The 19993-nt window shown below is 38.1% G+C and carries 13 protein-coding genes and 1 pseudogene; 6 read left to right on the top strand and 8 right to left on the bottom strand.

Annotation, left to right across the window (positions count from 1 at the left end; all coding sequences use genetic code 11):
• Positions 1 to 45 precede the first annotated feature (45 nt).
• Genes trpA through ACPT8O_RS06670 form a run of 3 tightly spaced genes read right to left on the bottom strand, consistent with a single transcriptional unit; the run spans position 46 to position 2815 of the window.
• A complete protein-coding gene (gene trpA, locus ACPT8O_RS06680) occupies positions 46 to 852 on the bottom strand; it encodes a tryptophan synthase subunit alpha (protein ID WP_021035173.1) in 807 nt (268 codons plus the stop codon).
• Complete coding sequence (gene trpB, locus ACPT8O_RS06675) at positions 852 to 2045, bottom strand: tryptophan synthase subunit beta (protein WP_021035174.1); 1194 nt, start codon at positions 2043 to 2045, stop codon at positions 852 to 854. Before trpB ends, trpA begins: the two co-directional genes overlap by 1 nt.
• A gap of 11 nt (positions 2046 to 2056) precedes the next feature.
• Positions 2057 to 2815 (bottom strand): SDR family oxidoreductase, encoded by a 759-nt coding sequence (locus tag ACPT8O_RS06670; protein ID WP_021035175.1) that lies wholly within the window; start codon positions 2813 to 2815, stop codon positions 2057 to 2059.
• A 179-nt stretch (positions 2816 to 2994) separates the two neighbouring features.
• Between ACPT8O_RS06670 and purM the strand changes: the two genes are divergently transcribed.
• Together purM and purN are read left to right on the top strand one after the other, a co-directional pair.
• Positions 2995 to 4029 (top strand): phosphoribosylformylglycinamidine cyclo-ligase, encoded by a 1035-nt coding sequence (gene purM, locus ACPT8O_RS06665; RefSeq protein WP_021035176.1) that lies wholly within the window; start codon positions 2995 to 2997, stop codon positions 4027 to 4029.
• Positions 4030 to 4083: 54 nt separating this feature from the next.
• Positions 4084 to 4722, top strand: coding sequence for a phosphoribosylglycinamide formyltransferase (gene purN, locus ACPT8O_RS06660; RefSeq protein WP_021035177.1), 639 nt, complete (start codon positions 4084 to 4086; stop codon positions 4720 to 4722).
• Between the two features lie 83 nt (positions 4723 to 4805).
• Here purN and ACPT8O_RS06655 read toward each other — a convergent pair.
• Positions 4806 to 5643 (bottom strand): annotated as a pseudogene (locus tag ACPT8O_RS06655) (DUF4198 domain-containing protein).
• A gap of 199 nt (positions 5644 to 5842) precedes the next feature.
• Positions 5843 to 6772, bottom strand: a complete 930-nt coding sequence (gene uspE, locus ACPT8O_RS06650; protein ID WP_005656626.1) for a universal stress protein UspE — start codon at positions 6770 to 6772, stop codon at positions 5843 to 5845.
• Positions 6773 to 7547: 775 nt separating this feature from the next.
• Here uspE and pntA point away from each other — a divergent pair.
• Positions 7548 to 9086, top strand: a complete 1539-nt coding sequence (gene pntA / locus ACPT8O_RS06645) for a Re/Si-specific NAD(P)(+) transhydrogenase subunit alpha (RefSeq protein ID WP_021035178.1) — start codon at positions 7548 to 7550, stop codon at positions 9084 to 9086.
• 10 nt (positions 9087 to 9096) lie between these two features.
• Positions 9097 to 10521: a Re/Si-specific NAD(P)(+) transhydrogenase subunit beta gene (gene pntB, locus ACPT8O_RS06640; RefSeq protein ID WP_005637794.1), complete on the top strand. Its 1425-nt coding sequence runs from the start codon at positions 9097 to 9099 to the stop codon at positions 10519 to 10521.
• A gap of 63 nt (positions 10522 to 10584) precedes the next feature.
• On the opposite strand, the gene ACPT8O_RS06635 is transcribed toward pntB, so the two are convergent.
• Positions 10585 to 11502 (bottom strand): LysR family transcriptional regulator, encoded by a 918-nt coding sequence (locus ACPT8O_RS06635; RefSeq protein WP_042594642.1) that lies wholly within the window; start codon positions 11500 to 11502, stop codon positions 10585 to 10587.
• Positions 11503 to 11597: 95 nt separating this feature from the next.
• Here ACPT8O_RS06635 and topA point away from each other — a divergent pair, with 95 nt between their 5' ends.
• A complete protein-coding gene (topA, locus tag ACPT8O_RS06630) occupies positions 11598 to 14204 on the top strand; it encodes a type I DNA topoisomerase (protein WP_112072586.1) in 2607 nt (868 codons plus the stop codon).
• Positions 14205 to 14278: 74 nt separating this feature from the next.
• Here the strand turns inward: topA and ACPT8O_RS06625 are convergent, their stop codons facing one another.
• Positions 14279 to 14863, bottom strand: coding sequence for an FMN-dependent NADH-azoreductase (locus ACPT8O_RS06625; protein WP_425613294.1), 585 nt, complete (start codon positions 14861 to 14863; stop codon positions 14279 to 14281).
• Between the two features lie 284 nt (positions 14864 to 15147).
• On the opposite strand from ACPT8O_RS06625, the gene thrS reads away from it, so the two are divergent.
• On the top strand, positions 15148 to 17079 hold the full coding sequence (thrS, locus tag ACPT8O_RS06620) for a threonine--tRNA ligase (RefSeq protein ID WP_005662218.1): 1932 nt from the start codon (positions 15148 to 15150) through the stop codon (positions 17077 to 17079).
• A 122-nt stretch (positions 17080 to 17201) separates the two neighbouring features.
• Here the strand turns inward: thrS and ACPT8O_RS06615 are convergent, their stop codons facing one another.
• Positions 17202 to 19982 (bottom strand): M16 family metallopeptidase, encoded by a 2781-nt coding sequence (locus ACPT8O_RS06615; RefSeq protein ID WP_021035180.1) that lies wholly within the window; start codon positions 19980 to 19982, stop codon positions 17202 to 17204.
• Between the last annotated feature and the right edge of the window lie 11 nt (positions 19983 to 19993).

Here is a 19993-nt window from a genome sequence, read left to right as displayed (position 1 = left end):
TTTCTCGATAAAAGAAACCCGCCACAAGTGCGGGTTCTTTTTTGCTTATTTTGTTGCTGCTTTCATTGCTTGAACAAATTCAGCTAATTCAACTAAACATTGCTCGTGATTATCTAAATTTCGCTCAATAATTTTTACTGTTGCCGAACCTGAAATTGCACCAGCTGCCCCCAAAGCTAAGGCTTCTTTCACTTGTTCAGGCTGTGCAATGCCGAAGCCTTGTAAAATTGGTGGGGCATTGTGGGCTTTAAGTTGTTCTACAAGGGTGTCCAAATTTGCTGCGTGAGCTTGATTTTCAGCACTGGTTACGCCTGCACGAGAAACTAAATAAGTATAGCCTTCGCTATTTTCCGCTACACCTTGGATCGTTTTCTCGTCCGCATTTGGTGGGCAAATAAAGACGGGTTGAATGCCGTGTTTTTTAGCCGCTTGTACATAATCTTCTTTTGCCAGTAACGGAATATCTGCTACAAGCACAGCATCAACTCCCACTTCTGCGCAACGTTGATAAAAAGCATCTAGTCCTTTGGCAAAAATTAAATTGGCACAAAGTAATAAGCTAATCGGAATCTCTGGATATTTTGATCGCACTTTTTCTAATAACTTAAAGCTATCTTCACTGCTATGGCCCGCAGTTAAAGCTCGATTATTCGCTGCTTGAATAACTGGGCCATCAAGTAGCGGATCGGAAAAAGGAAAGCCGAGCTCTAAAGCATCCGCACCGTTATCGACAAGTGTGCAAATGATCTCAAAAGAGCGGTCGAAAGTAGGGTCGCAAAGGGTAACGAACGGCACGAAAGCACCTTCATTTTTTACGTTAAGTGTCGCAAATTGCGTTTCAAAACGGCTCATTAGTTTGTGCCTCCATTTAAAATTTTATCAACGGTAAAAATATCTTTATCGCCTCGTCCTGAAAGATTAACCACTAAAAGTTGTTCTTTTTCAGGATTTTGTTTAATCAATTTCAAGGCATAAGCCAAGGCGTGTGAGCTTTCTAATGCAGGAATAATACCTTCGTGTTTTGCTAATTCTTGGAATGCGTTGAGGGCTTCTTCATCGGTAATCGATACATAATCAGCACGACCAATCGCATTTAAATAAGCATGTTGTGGCCCGACGGAAGGGAAGTCTAATCCTGCAGAAATAGAATAAGATTCTTCAATTTGTCCATCTTTATCTTGCATAATTGGCGATTTCATTCCGAAATAGATACCTGTTGTGCCGTGTTTGAGCGGTGCACCGTGTTCGCCCGTGTCAATACCTTTACCCGCAGGTTCTACGCCGATGAGTTTCACAGCGGTTTCTTCAATGAAATCCGCAAACATACCAATTGCATTCGAGCCGCCACCGACGGCAGCAATCACTGCATCAGGTAAACGACCTTCTCGTTCGAGAATTTGACGTTTCGTCTCAATCCCAATCATTTTTTGAAATTCTCTCACAATCGTCGGAAAGGGGTGAGGGCCTGCCGCCGTTCCAAGTAAATAATGGGTGTTCTCATAGTTTGCTGACCAGTCTCGCATCGCTTCACAACAGGCGTCTTTTAAAGAGCAAGAGCCTTTTTGTACAGGAACCACTTCCGCACCCATTAAACGCATACGGAACACATTTGGCGATTGGCGTTCAACATCTTTTGCGCCCATATAAACACGGCACGGCATATCTAACATGGCACAAGCTAGGGCGGTCGCAACACCGTGCTGACCTGCACCAGTTTCAGCAATAATACGCGTTTTGCCCATGCGTTTAGCAAGCAAAATTTGCCCTAATACTTGGTTAGTTTTATGGGCACCCCCATGTAATAAATCTTCACGTTTAAGATAAAGTTTAGTTTTTGTGCCTTTGGTTAAATTACGGCAAAGGGTAAGTGCGGTCGGTCTGCCTGCATAATTTTTGAGTAAATCAGCAAATTCTGCTTGGAATGTAGGATCATTCTGAGCCTCCACAAAGGCTTGTTCTAATTGCTTTAAAACAGGCACTAAAATTTCGGGTACATACATTCCGCCAAATTTGCCAAAATAAGGGTTAAGAAGTGTGTCTGACATATTTTTTCCTATTATTTTTCTTTTGAAACACTCATTCCTGCAAAAGATTGAGCGGTTGGCATTACTTCAATGCGATTAATGTTCACGTGTTCAGGTTGTTGATGAAGCCATAATACAATGTTCGCAATATCTTCAGGCTGAACCGATTGTACGTTTTCATACACTTTTGCCGCTCTTTCATCATCGCCGTGAAAACGCACATTAGAGAACTCCGTACCGCCACATAAACCCGGTTCAACATTGCTTATTCGAATTTTTGTGCCTGCCAGATCAGCTCGTAAATTTAAGCTAAATTGTGTGACAAAAGCTTTAGTTCCACCATATACATTACTGCCAGCATAAGGATAAGTACCTGCAATTGAACTGAAATTGACAATCTGCCCGTGATTACGGGCCACCATATTTGGCAACACAAGGCGAGTGATAGTAACCAATCCTTTGATGTTGGTATCGATCATCTGATACCAATCTTGTAAATCCGCTTTATGTGCTGGCTCTAATCCCAAGGCTAAACCTGCATTATTCACTAATAAATCGACCGCTTGCCAACCTTCAGGAAGGGTGCTTAGAGCGTTAATTGTGGCTTGTTCATCACGAATGTCAAAGGCAAGCGGTAGAAAATTGTTGCCTAATTGTGAATGAATTTCTGCTAATCGATCTGCACGTCTGCCCGTGCCAATCACTTTATAGCCTGCTTCGATCAATTTTTTACAGATTGCCAAGCCAAAGCCTGCGGTTGCACCTGTGACTAATGCGGTTGTGGTTTTCATTTTTTCTCCTAGAGCTTGAGCTTATTTGTACTATTAAAGTAGTACAAATAAATTTTGATTGCAAGCAATTTCCTTTTAATTTTAAAAATGTCATTAAATGAATTAATTTAACAATACCGCAAACGTTTGCTTAATGATATAATCTGTCCAATTTTTATTTCAATTGATCGAGGTTAATCGTGAGCAATACACAACTTAGCTACAAAGATGCTGGCGTCGATATTCACGTTGGGAATGAATTAGTCGAACGTATCAAAGGCGATGTAAAACGCACTCGCCGCTCTGAAGTCATGGGCGGATTGGGTGGTTTCGGTGCATTATGTGCTTTACCAACCAAATATAAAGAGCCAATTTTAGTTTCTGGCACCGATGGTGTTGGCACAAAATTACGTCTTGCGATTGACTTAAACAAACACGATACCATTGGTCAAGATTTAGTAGCAATGTGTGTAAACGATTTAATCGTGCAAGGTGCAGAACCGCTTTTCTTCTTAGATTACTATGCAACAGGAAAATTAGACGTTGATGTGGCAGCAAGCGTGATCAAAGGTATTGCAGACGGTTGCGAAATGTCTGGCTGTGCGTTAGTCGGTGGCGAAACCGCTGAAATGCCTGGAATGTACCACGAAGGCGACTACGACTTAGCGGGTTTCTGCGTCGGTGTAGTAGAAAAATCAGAGATTATTGACGGCACGGCAGTAAAAACGGGCGACACGCTTATCGCACTCGGCTCAAGTGGTGCTCACTCAAACGGCTATTCACTTATTCGCAAAGTGCTTGAAGTGAGCGGTGCAAATCCAGCGGATTTATTAGAAGGTAAACCGCTTAGCGAACACCTTTTAGCACCAACCAAAATCTATGTAAAATCGATTTTACAGCTGATCAAGCAGACCGAAGTTCACGCCATTGCTCACTTAACAGGTGGCGGTTTCTGGGAAAATATCCCGCGTGTATTGCCTGACAACACCAAAGCAGTGATTGATGAATCAAGCTGGCAATGGCCTGAGATCTTCAACTGGTTACAAGAAAAAGGCAATATTAGTCGTTATGAAATGTACCGCACTTTTAACTGTGGCGTAGGTATGGTAATTGCATTACCAGAAAAAGAGGTTGAAACCGCTCTCGCATTGCTTGAACAAGCGGGCGAAAAAGCGTGGGTTATCGGCAAAATTGCACCTCTTGGTGAAGGCGAAGCACAGGTTGAGATTCAATAATAAAATCTTAAATTTCAATTCAGCCCTTTTGGGCTGATTTCTATAAGGAAGAAAATGAAAAAAATTGCCGTCCTTATTTCTGGTCAAGGAACGAATTTACAAACTATTATTGATGCCTGCCATTCAGGCGATATTCCCGCCAAAATTGCTTGTGTGGTAAGTAACAAAGCTGATGCTTACGGATTAGTTCGAGCCAAACAAGCACAGATTCCGCAAGCGGTCTTTCTTCGCAAAAATTTTGCCAATAACCTCGAAATGGACGATGCCATTGGCGATTATTTGCAAAGCCTAGCAGTAGATTTGATCGTCCTTGCTGGTTATATGAAAATTCTTACCCCAAAATTTACTCAACGTTTTGCAGGGAAAATTTTAAATATCCATCCTTCTCTTCTTCCTAAATACGCAGGATTAAACACCTATCAACGTGCGATTGAAGCAGGCGACAATGAACACGGCACAACCGTTCATTTTGTCAATGAAGAAGTAGATGGTGGTGCGATTGTCTTACAAGCAAAAGTGCCAATCTTCCCCGAAGATAGCATAGAAGAAGTGGAAGCTAGAACCCGTGAGCAAGAATATCAAATTTATCCGCTTGTGATTAAATGGTTTACCGAAGGGCGGTTAAGACTTAAAGATAATTTGGCATATTTAGATGGGAAACCCTTGCCAAAATCTGGATATGCAGATGAATAACTTAGGATTTAGGCAGACTATTTCTGTATTTTTTATTTAATTAGGATGCAAAAGTGCGGTGAAATTCCACCGCACTTTCAAGGTTAATGATGATGGTGTTCTGGTTTTGGTGGTAATTTAGCTAATCCTTTACCAACAGGTAAAATTAATGTGCTATAGCTTGCAGATTGCTGACAAGTTTGTTGATCTGCAAATGGTGTTTTATGAATAACTTTAATTTTCCAAATTCCATCAATTAATGGAATGATATTCACACGTCCTTGACTATCTGTTTTACCTGAAAAACCTTGTGGTTCACGATGACCTGTACTTGCTTCAAGATCTTTCACGATAATAGTATCAGCGGTTGCGATGACAGTTTCGCCTGCTAATGGCTGATCTTGGTAGAAAATTTGAACAGGGAACGGTTCGCCTGATTTCGCTTTGCTTGGATCACGCAAAGGAACAATTTCTAGCGGTAAACCAACTCTTGTCATTGCCATTTCTGTATTTAATGGTTTTTTACCAACGGTAACGAGACTTTTGCCAAACATTTGAGTTTGTTCGCAATAAGTTGGGTTTTCTAATCCTTTCAAATTATCCATTTTCCAACCTTCAGCATTTTGTGACCAAAATGTTGGTTTATAAGTGGCTGTTACCCAATAAGAACCATCAGACAGTGCTTTCTCTGATTGATATTGATAGTTTTCGCCTTTTTGGATTAAGGTTTGTTTTTCTCCATTTTGATGAATAATTTCCATTGGCGCAAAAATTTTTAAGCGTGCTTCAGGAATTTTTTCTACAATAAGGGTAATCTCCATAAGCTAATTCTGCTTTTAATACAGAACCTGATGCTAATTTCGTCGGTGCTTGAACCCAAACTTCGTGAGCTTGTGCTATGCCAGATAAAACCAATAAGCTTGTAATTAATGTCTTTTTCATATATTTCCTTAATAAGAATGGGGGAGTTAAAAAATGAGTGCAAAATACTAAATGAAAATAGCTATCATTTAAATAGCTATTTAAATAAAACTTTAAGATTTGTGATCGAGATCACAAAATGAAAAATACCATAAGAAATAGTATAAAAATGCCCTAAATACAAAATATTTAGGGCGTCTTATAAATTGAGGAAAATGTTTTAATCGTCTTTTTTCGATGGTTTAATGCCTAATAAATTACAACTTAATTTACTAATTACATGTTCTGCAGTATTGCCTAATAATGCGGCAGATAAACCTGTGCGTCCCACTGTGCCTAAAATCACTAATTCAGCTTCAATTTCTTTCGCCACTTCAGGAATAACTTCCTCTGGGAAACCTTCGCGTACGTGAGTATGATCTTCATCAATCCCAAACTTCTGACGTAACGCTTTCATATTAATGAGATGCTGACCTCGAATACCATTTTCATAGCCTGAAGTATTAAATTCAGGCAAATCAATCGCCATATTGATTGGCGCGGAAGGGTAGGCTGCCACCAAATGGACATTACCACGATTTAGATTTTCCGCGAGTGAAATACCAGTTTCTACCAGCTCTTGATTAAATTCATCTTGATATTCTTGCTCTCCAGATACATTAACAGCCACAAGAATACGGCGTTGATGTTTCCAATCGCCATCACGAACCATTAAGACAGGAATAGGGCATTTACGAAGAAGTTGCCAATCAATGGGAGTAAAGATTAGAGACGTAAGTTTTTCTTCGTCTTTGGTATATTTTACGACTAGATCGTAATTATTATTTTCTACTTCTTCGTTAATTGCATCAGCTTCATTGCTATTCCACACAATATGAGATTGTAATTCAATTTCTGGATTTGCATATTTATCTAAGTAATATTGAACAGCGTGACGGTGTTTTTCTATTACTTGTTGATGCATTTCTGAACGTTCTTCAGAAGAAAGTAAAGCTGACATTTCATAAGATAAATCATAGACTGATAAAAGTGCGGTGATTTTTACCTTAGTTTCATTTTTTTGTTCTTCAACTAAACGCACTGCACGAGCTAGGGCGTACTGTTTTTCATTACTGGGATTAAGTACAACGAGAATATTTTTAAATTTCATAATAGCCTCCAAAATTGGAGCATAGGATAAAAAAGAATAGCAAGAATGGCAAGGTACAAGATTAATTTGGATAAATTTATTTTTGGACTATAGTAGATCGGTTCTAAATCTTGCATCATTTTTCAGTATTTTTAATTGCCCTTCCATATACCCAAATTAAGCTTAAATCCATATCCTTTAAGAATAAAGAAAAGTATTTTAGATCAATTCCATTATATTTTTGAGAGTACAAGCTTTACCTTAATTCTAAAAATTTCCTATGTTGTTTATATGTCTTTTTTCCTTTAGGTAATTTTCATTAATCTTAATGCTGTCAAGTCCGTGAGCTTCAAGTACTAAATAGCACTCAATAAAAAGCTAATTTGGATAAAACAGAATTGCTGTATGTATTAGGTTGAATATTAAGCAAATCTGCAGTAGTTCTTGAGCTAACTTTGGCAATAAAAATTTAATAAGATTTTTCAAGCATTTTTTATTTATAATGTGTCATTTTCTTTTTTGTGGCTTGGTATTGATGTTAATCCACTACAGTGTCTAATATTATTACTTAGGATATATAGATCTATTATTTTTTGATTTTTTATAGAAAATTATAAATAGAGATTTTTCGTGATCCCTATCACAATATCTTGTAAAACCACTTAAAAACGTTACCTATTTTCATTCAATCAATGATACAGTTGTATCTGTTTGACTTTTTGTCATTTTAACGATGAATAGACGAAAGTTTGTTCATTAATCTCATCAACCCAATCATCAATCAGAGGGAAACAGTATGTTAATTGGTGTACCTAGAGAGCTGCTTGAGAATGAGAACCGTGTGGCGGCAACGCCGAAAACGGTTCAACAAATATTGAAATTGGGCTTTGACGTGATCGTGGAACACGATGCAGGTTTTAAAGCTAGTTTTGAAGATCAAGCATTTTTAGAGGCAGGCGCGAAGATCGGTTCGTCGGCTGAAATTTGGCAATCGGATATTATCTTCAAAGTAAATGCACCGACAGATGAAGAAATCGCTCAAATGAAGGAAGGCGCAACGCTTGTGAGCTTTATTTGGCGTATGCAAAATCCTGAGTTAATGGAAAAACTCACAGCGAAGAAAATTAATGTGTTAGCCATGGATGCAGTGCCTCGTATTTCTCGTGCGCAAGCATTGGATGCACTTTCTTCTATGGCGAATATTTCTGGTTATCGTGCTGTCATTGAAGCTGCGCATGAATTTGGTAGTTTCTTTACTGGACAAATTACTGCTGCTGGTAAAGTTCCACCAGCAAAAGTGTTGGTAATTGGTGCTGGTGTAGCTGGTTTGGCGGCAATTGGTGCGGCAAATAGCCTTGGGGCGATTGTTCGTGCTTTTGACTCTCGTCCTGAAGTGAAAGAGCAAGTTCAGAGTATGGGTGCGAGCTTCTTAGAAATTGATTTCAAAGAAGAAGGCGGCAGTGGTGATGGTTATGCGAAAGTGATGTCGGAAGAATTTAACCGTCGTGCGATGGAGCTTTACGCAGAACAAGCTAAAGAAGTCGATATTATTATTACTACGGCAGCCATTCCAGGTAAACCAGCACCTCGTTTGATTACCAAAGAAATGGTGGATTCAATGAAACCAGGTTCGGTAATTGTGGATTTAGCCGCTGCAACTGGTGGTAACTGTGAATATACGCAAGCAGGGAAAGTTGTTACAACTGAAAACCAAGTGAAAGTGATTGGTTATACAGATTTCCCAAGCCGTTTACCAACGCAATCTTCTCAACTTTATGGCACAAACTTAGTCAATTTATTAAAACTTTTGTGCAAAGAGAAAGATGGCAATATCAATATTGATTTTGAAGATGTGGTTCTTCGTGGTGTGACCGTTGTTCGTGATGGGGAAGAAATTCCACCAGCACAAATTCAAGTGTCTGTACAACCAAAACAAGAGACCAAAGCTACACCAGTGGCAGAGAAAAAAGAATCTAAACCAACAGATCCTCGTGTGAAATACGGTGTGATGGCAGGTGTTGGTGTGTTATTCCTTTGGTTAGCTTCTGTTGCACCAGCGGCATTTTTATCACATTTCACTGTATTTGTTTTAGCTTGCGTGGTGGGTTATTACGTGGTTTGGAATGTTAGCCATGCACTTCACACACCATTAATGGCAGTAACAAATGCAATTTCAGGCATTATTATTGTAGGTGCGTTATTACAAATTCGTCAGCCAACAGGCAATCTATTTATCGATGCGTTAGCTTTTGTGGCGATTTTGGTGGCAAGCATCAATATTTTTGGTGGTTTCCGTGTCACACAACGTATGTTAGCAATGTTTAGAAAAGGTTAAGGAGCGCACAATGTCTGAAGGTTTAGTACAGGCTGCATATATTTTAGCAGCATTACTTTTCATTATGAGCTTGGCAGGACTTTCTAAACATGAAACTGCTAAAGCGGGTTGTTGGTTCGGTATTGTTGGTATGACAATTGCCCTTATCGCAACCATTTTTGGACCTCATTCTGAAGGAACATTTTGGATCATTATTGCAATGATCATTGGTGGAGCAATCGGTGTTCAACGTGCATTAAAAGTAGAAATGACTGAAATGCCAGAACTTGTGGCGATTCTTCACAGTTTCGTCGGTTTAGCGGCTGTACTCGTAGGCTTTAATAGCTATGGTTTACACCATGAGGCATTAATGCCTGAAGGATTAGATGCAGCAGCACAAGCCGCATTTGTAGCTGAACAAGCGGTATTAACGAATATTCATAATGTCGAAGTATTTTTAGGTATTTTTATCGGTGCAGTAACTTTCACTGGTTCTGTTGTCGCATTTGGTAAATTGAGCGGAAAAATTAATTCAAAAGCATTAATGTTACCGCATCGCCATAAATTAAATTTAGCCGCACTTGTGGTATCTGCATTATTGATGGTTGCATTCTTGAATAATCCAGAAAGCATTTTCCCTGTGTTATTAATGACAGCGATTGCGCTTGCATTTGGATGGCACTTAGTGGCATCAATCGGTGGGGCAGATATGCCAGTTGTGGTATCAATGCTTAACTCTTATTCAGGTTGGGCAGCAGCTGCGGCAGGTTTTATGTTGAATAATGATTTGCTCATCGTTACAGGTGCGCTTGTTGGTTCTTCTGGTGCAATTCTTTCTTACATTATGTGTAAAGCGATGAACCGTTCATTTGTGAGTGTAATTGCAGGTGGTTTTGGTAACGATGTTCAAGTTTCTTCAAGCGAAGAACAAGGCGAACACCGTGAAACTACAGCGGAAGAAGTGGCTGAATTGTTGAAAAATGCAAGTTCTGTGATTATCACGCCGGGATATGGTATGGCTGTTGCACAAGCACAATATCCAGTCGCTGATATTACGGCAAAATTGCGTGAACGTGGTGTGAACGTTCGTTTTGGTATTCACCCTGTTGCAGGACGTTTACCGGGCCACATGAACGTGCTTTTAGCTGAAGCGAAAGTACCTTACGATGTTGTACTTGAAATGGATGAAATCAATGATGATTTCGCTGATACCGATGTGGTATTGGTTATAGGTGCGAACGATACGGTAAACCCAGCGGCGATGGAAGATCCAAATAGCCCAATCGCGGGAATGCCTGTGTTAGAAGTATGGAAAGCACAAAATGTGATTGTGTTCAAACGTTCAATGGCAGTGGGTTACGCTGGCGTACAAAACCCATTATTCTTCAAAGAGAATACGCAAATGCTCTTTGGTGATGCAAAAGATCGCGTTGAAGATATCTTAAAAGCATTATAAAAAACACGCATAAAAATAACCGCACTTTGGGTTGCTTAAGTGCGGTATTTTTATTTATAGCATTTAAATATTATCTTCATGATTTTCCAAAATTTCTGAACACAAGCCCAATCCAGATAAAAATTCAATAAATGCCCGCACTTTTATTGGTAAATGTCTTCTGTTTGGATAGACCACATGAATTTCTAATTTTTGTTGTTTATATTCTGGCAATATTTCAATAAGCTCGCCTTTTTCAAAGGCTCTACCTAAAATAAATTTTGGTAAATTAGCAATACCTAGTCCCGCTTTTGCCATATTTAATAAGGCAAAACCGCTATTGCTTACCACTTTGGATTGGATTTTGAAACGTTGGGTTTGATTTATACGTGAACCAACCCAATTTACCTGATTCATTGCATTTTTATAAAGTAAGCCATTGTGATGTTCTAAATCATCAGGCGTTTGTGGAATACCATTCGTTTCAAGATAATTAGGCGACGCTGCAAAATGAACAGTAGTAGTTCCTATTTTACGTGAAACCAACGAGCTATCTTCCATATAACCAATACGAAGAGCAAGATCATAGCCTTCGGATAATAAATCGATTTTCTTATCATTAAATTCAACTTCAATATGCAAATGAGGATGCTTAGCCATAAAAGTGGGTAAATTTGGTGCAATAAAAAGTAAACCAAAATCACGAGGAACGGAAATCAGTAAATTTCCTTGTAATGAACTGGTAAGGTGGGTGATGCTGGAATCTGCTTCATCTAAATCAAGCAAAATTCCTTGGCAACGTTGATAATACATCATTCCAGCTTCAGTAGGCATAATTTTTCTGGTGGTACGTTGTAACAATCGTGTTTTTAAATGTTCTTCTAATTGTGAAACTAATTTGCTTGCCATCGCCACAGAAATATTTTGTTGCTTTGCTGCCAAAGTAAAACTTTGGGTTTCAATGACTTTGCAGAAAATAGAAATCGCGTTGAGTTTATCCATTTATAGACCTTTTTTGAAAAAATGCTTGATTTTGCCAACATAACTTTGCACTATACCGCCAATTTTACAAAATTCTAGTAATATTAGGTAATCAAATGAGTAAATCCTTGGTGATTGTGGAGTCGCCAGCAAAAGCAAAAACTATTAATAAGTATTTAGGTAGCCAATATGTCGTGAAATCGAGCGTGGGACATATTCGTGATTTGCCGACGGTTGGTTCTAGTACAGGTGAAAAAGCTAAACCAATTTCAACCAAAGGTATGGATGCCGAAGAAAAAGCAAAAATTAAGGCAGAAAAGGAACGTAACGCCTTAGTTAAACGTATGGGGATTGATCCTTATCACGATTGGAAAGCAAATTATCAGATTCTGCCTGGTAAAGAAAAAGTGGTTTCCGAATTAAAGTCGCTTGCTAAAAAAGCAGATCACATTTATCTCGCAACCGACTTGGATAGAGAAGGGGAAGCGATTGCGTGGCATTTACGTGAAGTGATTGGTGGTAACGATGATCGTTTTAGTCGCGTGGTGTTTAACGAAATAACTAAAAATGCCATTAAACAGGCTTTTGAAAAGCCTGAACAATTAAATATGGATCGTGTTAATGCTCAACAAACTCGTCGTTTTTTAGATAGAGTAGTGGGCTTTATGGTGTCGCCATTACTTTGGAAAAAAGTGGCACGCGGGCTTTCTGCTGGTCGAGTTCAATCGGTTGCGGTTAAATTATTAGTCGAACGCGAGCGTGAAATTAAAGCGTTCCAGCCTGAAGAATATTGGGAAGTTGCCGTCCTTACAAATAATCAAAATAAACAAGCTATACGCTTGGATGTTACGGATTATAAAGGCAAGAAATTTGATCCAAAAAATCAAAAAGAAGCACAAAGTGCGGTAGATTTTCTGAATGTTTCAGATTACGTTGTCACAGATTTAGAAACTAAGCCAACAAGTTCTCGCCCTCGAGCACCATTTATTACATCAACGCTTCAACAAACTGCAAGTACTCGCTTGGGATTTGGCGTTAAGAAGACAATGATGTTAGCTCAACGTTTATATGAAGCGGGTTACATTACTTATATGCGTACGGATTCAACCAATTTGAGTCAAGATGCGCTTAATATGGCGCGTAGCTATATTGAAAATCATTTTGGTGCACAATATTTACCAGAAAAACCAAATTTCTATTCTAGTAAAGAAAATGCGCAAGAGGCGCATGAGGCTATTCGTCCATCGGATATTCGAGCATTGCCTGAATCTTTAGAGGGAATGGAAAAAGATGCGGTACGCCTTTATGATTTAATTTGGCGTCAATTCTTAGCATGTCAAATGCCACCTGCACAATATGATAGTAGCACGCTGACCGTTACCGCTGGCGATTATACCTTGAAAGCAAAGGGAAGAATTTTACGTTTTGATGGTTGGACAAAAGTATTGCCACAGATAGGTAAAAATCCTGAAGATCAAGAATTGCCTTCAGTTACTGTGTCAGAAAAACTTGCTTTAAAAGAAGTGCAACCAACACAACACTTTACCAAACCACCTGCTCGTTTTACTGAAGCGGCTTTAGTAAAAGAATTGGAAAAACGTGGTATTGGCAGACCTTCCACTTATGCGGCAATTATTTCCACCATTCAAGAACGAGGTTATGTTCGTACTGAAAATCGTCGTTTCTATGCAGAAAAGATGGGCGAAATTGTGACTGATCGCCTCAATGAGTCTTTTGGTGAATTAATGAATTACGATTTCACCGCGAATATGGAAGATACTTTAGATAAAATTGCCTCTGGTTCAGTAAATTGGAAAACTGAATTGAATCAATTCTTTAAGGATTTTTCTAGCCAGCTTTCTAAAGCTGAATTAGATGAACTTGAAGGTGGTATGCGCCCGAATAATCTCGTGGAAACCGATATTAAATGCCCAACTTGTGGCAGAAATATGGCTATTCGCACGGCAAGTACGGGGGTGTTTTTAGGATGTACAGGTTATGCATTGCCGCCAAAAGATCGGTGTAAAACGACGATTAATTTAATTCCTGAAGCGGAGTTATTGAATGTTTTAGATGAATCTTCAGAAACCAAAGCATTAATGGATCGTAAACGTTGTACAAAATGTGGTACGGCAATGGACAGCTATGTAATCGATTCCCATCGTAAGATCCATATTTGCGGTAATAATCCAAATTGTGATGGATATTTAATTGAAGAAGGCTCATTCAAAATTAAAGGTTATGATGGCCCTGTTGTTGAGTGTGATAAATGCGGCGCGGATATGCATTTAAAACTTGGTCGTTTTGGCAAGTATATGGGATGTACAAATTGTGATAACACGCGCAAAATTTTGAAAAATGGCGAAGTCGCACCACCGAAAGAAGAGCCAGTACATTTCCCTGAGTTAAAATGCGAAAAATCTGATGCATATTTTGTATTGCGTGATGGTGCGAGTGGTGTATTTATGTCAGCCCATAACTTCCCTAAATCACGCGAAACACGCCCAGTTAAAATCGCTGAACTAGTGCAATATCGCGAGCGTTTACCTGAAAAATTAGCTTATTTAGCCGATGCTCCACAAAAAGACCCAGAAGAGAATGAAGCGATTGTTCGTTTTAGTCGTAAAGAGAAGAAACAATATGTGACTTCTGAAAAAGAGGGAAAAGCGACGAAATGGATTGTTGATTTCACCAATGGAAAATGGGTTGAACGAAAGAAATAAGAAAAAAAGTGCGGTAAATTACCGCACTTTTTGTTTGTAATAAATTTTATTATGTTTTGTAGATTATCTGAGGATTAAAGGGCTGCTACAATTGCATTAATTTTATTTTTTGCGGACGCTTGGGCTTTTTCAATCGCCTCTGGCCCGAATCCAATGCCTTGTGCATAAACAAATTGCACATCTGTGATACCGATAAAACCTAAAATTGATTTCATATATTGTGTCACTAGATTTTCTTCATCATACAATCCACCAAATGCACATAACACAATGGCTTTTTTGCCTTTTAATAAACCCTCAGAGCCGTTTGCTGTATATTGGAAAGTAACGCTCGGACGTGCGATAAAATCAAAATAGCTTTTTAATTGTGTTGGAATGTTTAAATTATACATTGGCGCACCAATTATTAATGTCTGTGCGTTTTTTAATTCTTCGATTAATTCATCAGACAACGCCAAAAGTTGTGTTTCTTCATCATTTTTAGGTTCACCACGCACAGCAATTGCAGCTGCGGTATCAAAATATGGAAGCGGTTGTTGAGATAAATCGCGTATGATAATGTTATTACCTTGTAATTTTTCGACAGCATAATCAACTAATTGATTAGTCTGAGAGTTATTTCCTGAAATGCTAGATTTTAATACTAATACGTTGCTCATTTTTATTCCTTAACTGGGTATTTAAAAGTGCGGTTATTCTAGCCTTTATTTTTAGGATATAAAGCCTTTAGTCAGAAAAACATTATTTCCTTTTTGTAAAATATGGGCATTTATTTAACAATACTTCAAGAAAGTGATAGAATTCGCCACGCATTTTTTGCCTAATTTCGCTCGTTCAATGGTAGGAATGAAGCCAAGTAGGGCAAAAGTGCGGTTAATTTTGATAGAATTTTAAACGAACACGTCACCTTTCGTATGGGTGACCACTGTATAAGGAAAAAACAATGCCAATTATTACTTTACCTGACGGTTCCCAACGTCAATTCGATCGTCCTGTTTCTGTTCTTGAAGTCGCACAAGATATTGGTGCGGGTCTTGCTAAAGCCACTATCGCAGGCCGTGTAAACGGAGAACGTCGCGATGCGTGCGATGTTATCGAGCAAGATGCAACACTTGAAATCATTACTGCAAAAGATGAAGATGGTTTAGAGATTATCCGCCATTCTTGTGCTCACTTGCTCGGACACGCTATTAAACAATTATTCCCAGATGTAAAAATGGCAATTGGTCCAACTATTGAAAACGGCTTCTATTATGATGTAGATTTAGATCGCTCTTTAACCCAAGAAGATATTGATGCAATCGAAAAACGTATGTTGGAATTGGCAAAAACAAATTATGACGTCGTGAAAAAACGTGTTACTTGGCAAGAAGCGCGTGATACCTTTGAAAAACGCGGCGAGCCATACAAAATGGCAATTTTAGATGAAAACATTGAACGTACTGCAACGCCTGCGTTATATCATCACTTAGAATATATTGATATGTGCCGTGGACCACACGTGCCAAATATGCGTTTCTGTCAGCATTTCAAATTACAAAAAGTCGCTGGTGCGTACTGGCGTGGCGACAGCAAAAACAAAATGTTACAACGTATCTATGGTACAGCTTGGGCGGATAAAAAACAACTTGCTGAATACTTAACACGCTTAGAAGAAGCGGCAAAACGTGACCACCGTAAAATTGGTAAAGCATTAGATTTATATCATATGCAAGAAGAAGCACCAGGTATGGTGTTCTGGCACAATGATGGCTGGACAATTTTCCGTGAGCTTGAAACGTTCGTGCGTACTAAATTAAAACAATACGATTATCAAGAAGTGAAAGGTCCTTTTATGATGGATCGCGTATTATGGGAAAAAACAGGTCACTGGCAAAATTACGCAGATTTAATGTTCACAACTCAATCTGAAAACCGTGAATACGCAATTAAACCGATGAACTGCCCAGGCCACGTTCAAATTTTTAATCAAGGTTTAAAATCTTACCGTGATTTACCAATCCGTATGGCGGAATTTGGTTCTTGCCATCGTAATGAACCATCAGGTTCTTTGCACGGTTTAATGCGTGTTCGTGGTTTTACTCAAGATGATGCTCACATTTTCTGTACTGAAGATCAAATTGAGAGTGAAGTAACTAGCTGTATCAAAATGGTATACGACATTTATAGCACCTTTGGCTTCACTAATATCGCAGTAAAACTTTCTACTCGCCCTGAAAATCGTATCGGTTCAGATGAAATGTGGGATCGTGCGGAAGCAGGTCTTGCAGCAGCATTAGCGCACAACGGTCTTGAATATGAAATTCAAGAAGGTGAAGGCGCATTCTATGGTCCAAAAATTGAGTTTGCACTACGAGATTGTTTAGGTCGTGAATGGCAATGTGGTACAGTGCAATTAGACTTCGCATTACCAGGTCGTTTAGATGCAACTTATGTGGCAGAAGATAATAGCCGTAAAACCCCTGTCATGATTCACCGTGCGATTTTAGGTTCTATTGAGCGTTTCATTGGTATCATTACTGAAGAATATGCAGGTTTCTTCCCTGCATGGTTAGCCCCAACCCAAGCAGTTGTAATGAATATCACTGATAGCCAAGCTGACTATGTACAAAAAGTCGCGAAACAACTTTCTGATGTAGGTTTACGCGTGAAAACCGATTTACGTAACGAAAAAGTGGGCTTTAAAATTCGTGAGCATACTTTACGCCGTGTGCCTTATATGCTTGTTTGCGGTGATAAAGAAATCGCAGAAGGCAAAGTGGCAGTACGTACCCGTAAAGGTGCTGATTTAGGCACATTTACCGTGGAAGAATTTGCGGAAATCTTGAAAAATCAAGTAAGAAGTCGTGAATTAACGTTATTGAATGAAGAGTAATACTTTTCGAAAATAACCAATATAATTTATTGTTTCAACAGTGATTTTAATTTAACGGTGATCGTTTAAGCGATCACCGTTATTTTTATCTGTTTCAGATCTGTTGAGATTTCATTTATTTTCTAATAAGCAGCTGCTTTTAATACGCTGATAAATCTGCCTGATTTTTTTAGGGCTTTTTGCGCCAACGCATCTATTGTGGCTTTTGTCGCTAACTGATCTAAATGTTGATAGGTATAAATGGCATCTGGATTATCTTGTTGCCAGTAACTTTCTTCAATAATTGAAGCAATTGAAACTAAAGAATCAAATTCACGTCGAATCTGAGTATGTTGTTCCGCTAGTTTTTTACGTAATAAGTTTTCATCAATGCCATTTTTTATAATGTCATCTAGTACCTGATTTGTAAGATGCGTAAGTTCCTCCACGCGCTTAGGGTCGCAACTAAATTCAATTTTTCCCTCAATTTGTGGTGCATGAACATCTTGTATAAACCAACTATTTACAGAATAAATACCAGAAACTTTTTCACGTAGAATTAAGCGTAATTTTTCTTGCACAATATCCGCAAGAATATTGAATAAATATTTTTGTTCTGTTCGCCAAGTATTATCTGCGGTAAGGTATATTTCTACATCAGCTCTCGGTTCTTTCAAACCATTCATAATAAATGATTGAGTTGGTGTATGAATAATAGTCGGGACAAAATGGCGGATCTGAGTTTTCGATTCAACAGAAGCTAAATAACGTTCTGCCAATTTCTTTACTTGATTAAGTTCAATATCGCCAATAATAAAATAGGTAAAATCTGTTTTATCTAAAATATAACGTTGATAAGCGTTACTTAATTGGTTTTTATCAAATGCTAATTGCTGTGCTTGTTTTTGAGTATAGACGGTTTCAATATTTGGAAAACGTAGTTTTGAAACGGCTTGCATAAATTGTGTTTCTAAATCAATCTGTTTGAAATAATCACGGGTTTCACGTCGATATTTTTCTAAGGCAAGATCGGATATAGGAGAAGAACGTAATTTTAAGCGGAACAATGTCAGTAAATTTTCCAAATCCTTAGGTTTAGATACACCAGTAAAGCCTTGTTTATCATCATCAATCACAGTTGCAATTACCAATGGATCGCGCGAAAAAATTTGATTAACCGCAGAAAGAGAAAGTTCTCCAACACCTGTTTCATCAACTACACTGACGGCAGCACGTAATAAGTGATAGTCCTTATTTGGGATAGAACGTAAACCACCTTGAGTAACAGCACGAAAATGTACTTGATTTGGAGTTTTGTCACTATAGTGGTAGATCAATTTACTTCCATTACTTAAACGAAATTCATAAATATCGCCGCGATCCCAGTATTTTTCTTGAGAAAGTGAGCCCGTGTTAAATGTTAAGTGCGGTAATTTTTCGATTTGTTTTTTTTCATCCCATTGGTGTTGTTGCATTTCCATTGCATTGTTCCAACGAGTTTCTATTTCTGCTACATCAAAAGGCAAGGCTTTTTGTGGCAAAGGTTGAGTGATTAATAATAATTTTGCTTTTAATGCTAAGGTTTGGTTTAACGTGCGTTGTAAATCAGCTAATGTAATTTGAGATAAAAAATGTTTATTGAGTTCATAACGATCATTTACGCTCAATACCACTTGCTTATTTGCCACAGAAGTAATGAGATCATCGGCAATTTTTAAGCTACCAGAACGAATATTTAATTGTTTTTCATTGAGTTGAGTTAAGCGTTTAATCTCGCCGCTTAATTCATTTTGAGTAAAATCTTGTTGTTTTATACTGGCAATAAAGGCAAATAATTTATCTATCGTTTTTGAATATTGTGTATCTATAAGCTGGAGAGAAAAAATGCTTTGTAGTGTTTCTTTACCTAAATGAGTGCGATAAAAATTTGCAGAATCTACGCCATTTTCTGTTTCCTTTTCCCATTGCTGTAAACGTAAGTTAAGCAATCGAGTGGTAATTTGCTGAATTAATTCCTGTTTATAACTCGCTAATGTATTGGTTTCAATTGTATTTTCAAAAAAACTTAATTCAATACTCGGAATTGTTGTGCCTTGTTCAGAAATAGAATCTAATCGCCATTTGTTGATAAGAGGAATATTAAAATCAATTTTTTCCAATGTTGTTTTAGTAATTGGGTTTTCTTGAGATAGGTTTTGTTTTAATAGTTTTACTACTTGTTTTGTATCAATATCGCCTACAATAATTACTGACATATTATCTGGTCGATACCATTTGTGGTAAAAATCAGCGACGCGTTTAGCTGAAATTGTTTTAATAATATCCATATCTCCAATAGGATCACGCAACACATAACGAGAACCAGCCATTTCAATAGCACTTTTCTTATTGCCAATACGTAACATTGGGCTTAAACGTCTCCGCCATTCTTCTTGTACTACACCACGTTCGCCATCCACATCTTTAGGCAAAAAAGTAATATTATTCATCCATTCATTGATGACATCAAACGCCAATTCTAATTTTTGCTGATTGTTGCTATCTAAATTTAAAGTATAGACTGTATTTTCAAAATCGGTGAAAGCATTAATATCTCGTGCAAACTTCATTCCAAGTTTTTCTAACGCATTAATAATTTGATTTTCTGGATATTTCTTTGAGCCATTAAATGCCATATGTTCAACTAAATGAGCAATGCCTTTCTGATCGTCATCTTCATGCATTGACCCTGCATTGATCACTAATCGAATATAAACGCGTTCTTTAGGTTCAGTATTTTTTAATACAAAATATTGCAGACCATTTGATAGTTTACCGTGCTGAATATTTGGATCAAAAGGTAAATTATTATTGGGCGATAGTTCCAATGATTGACAAGCAATTAGTGAAAAGATAAGTAAAAAAAGTGCGGTTGTTTTTTTCATTATTTTACCTA

Source organism: Haemophilus sp. HN_Hi08 (assembly GCF_049824455.1).
GTDB lineage: Bacteria > Pseudomonadota > Gammaproteobacteria > Enterobacterales > Pasteurellaceae > Haemophilus > Haemophilus influenzae_D.
The sequence above is the reverse complement of the archived record's forward strand: the minus strand, read 5'-3'. Positions and strand labels throughout refer to the sequence as shown.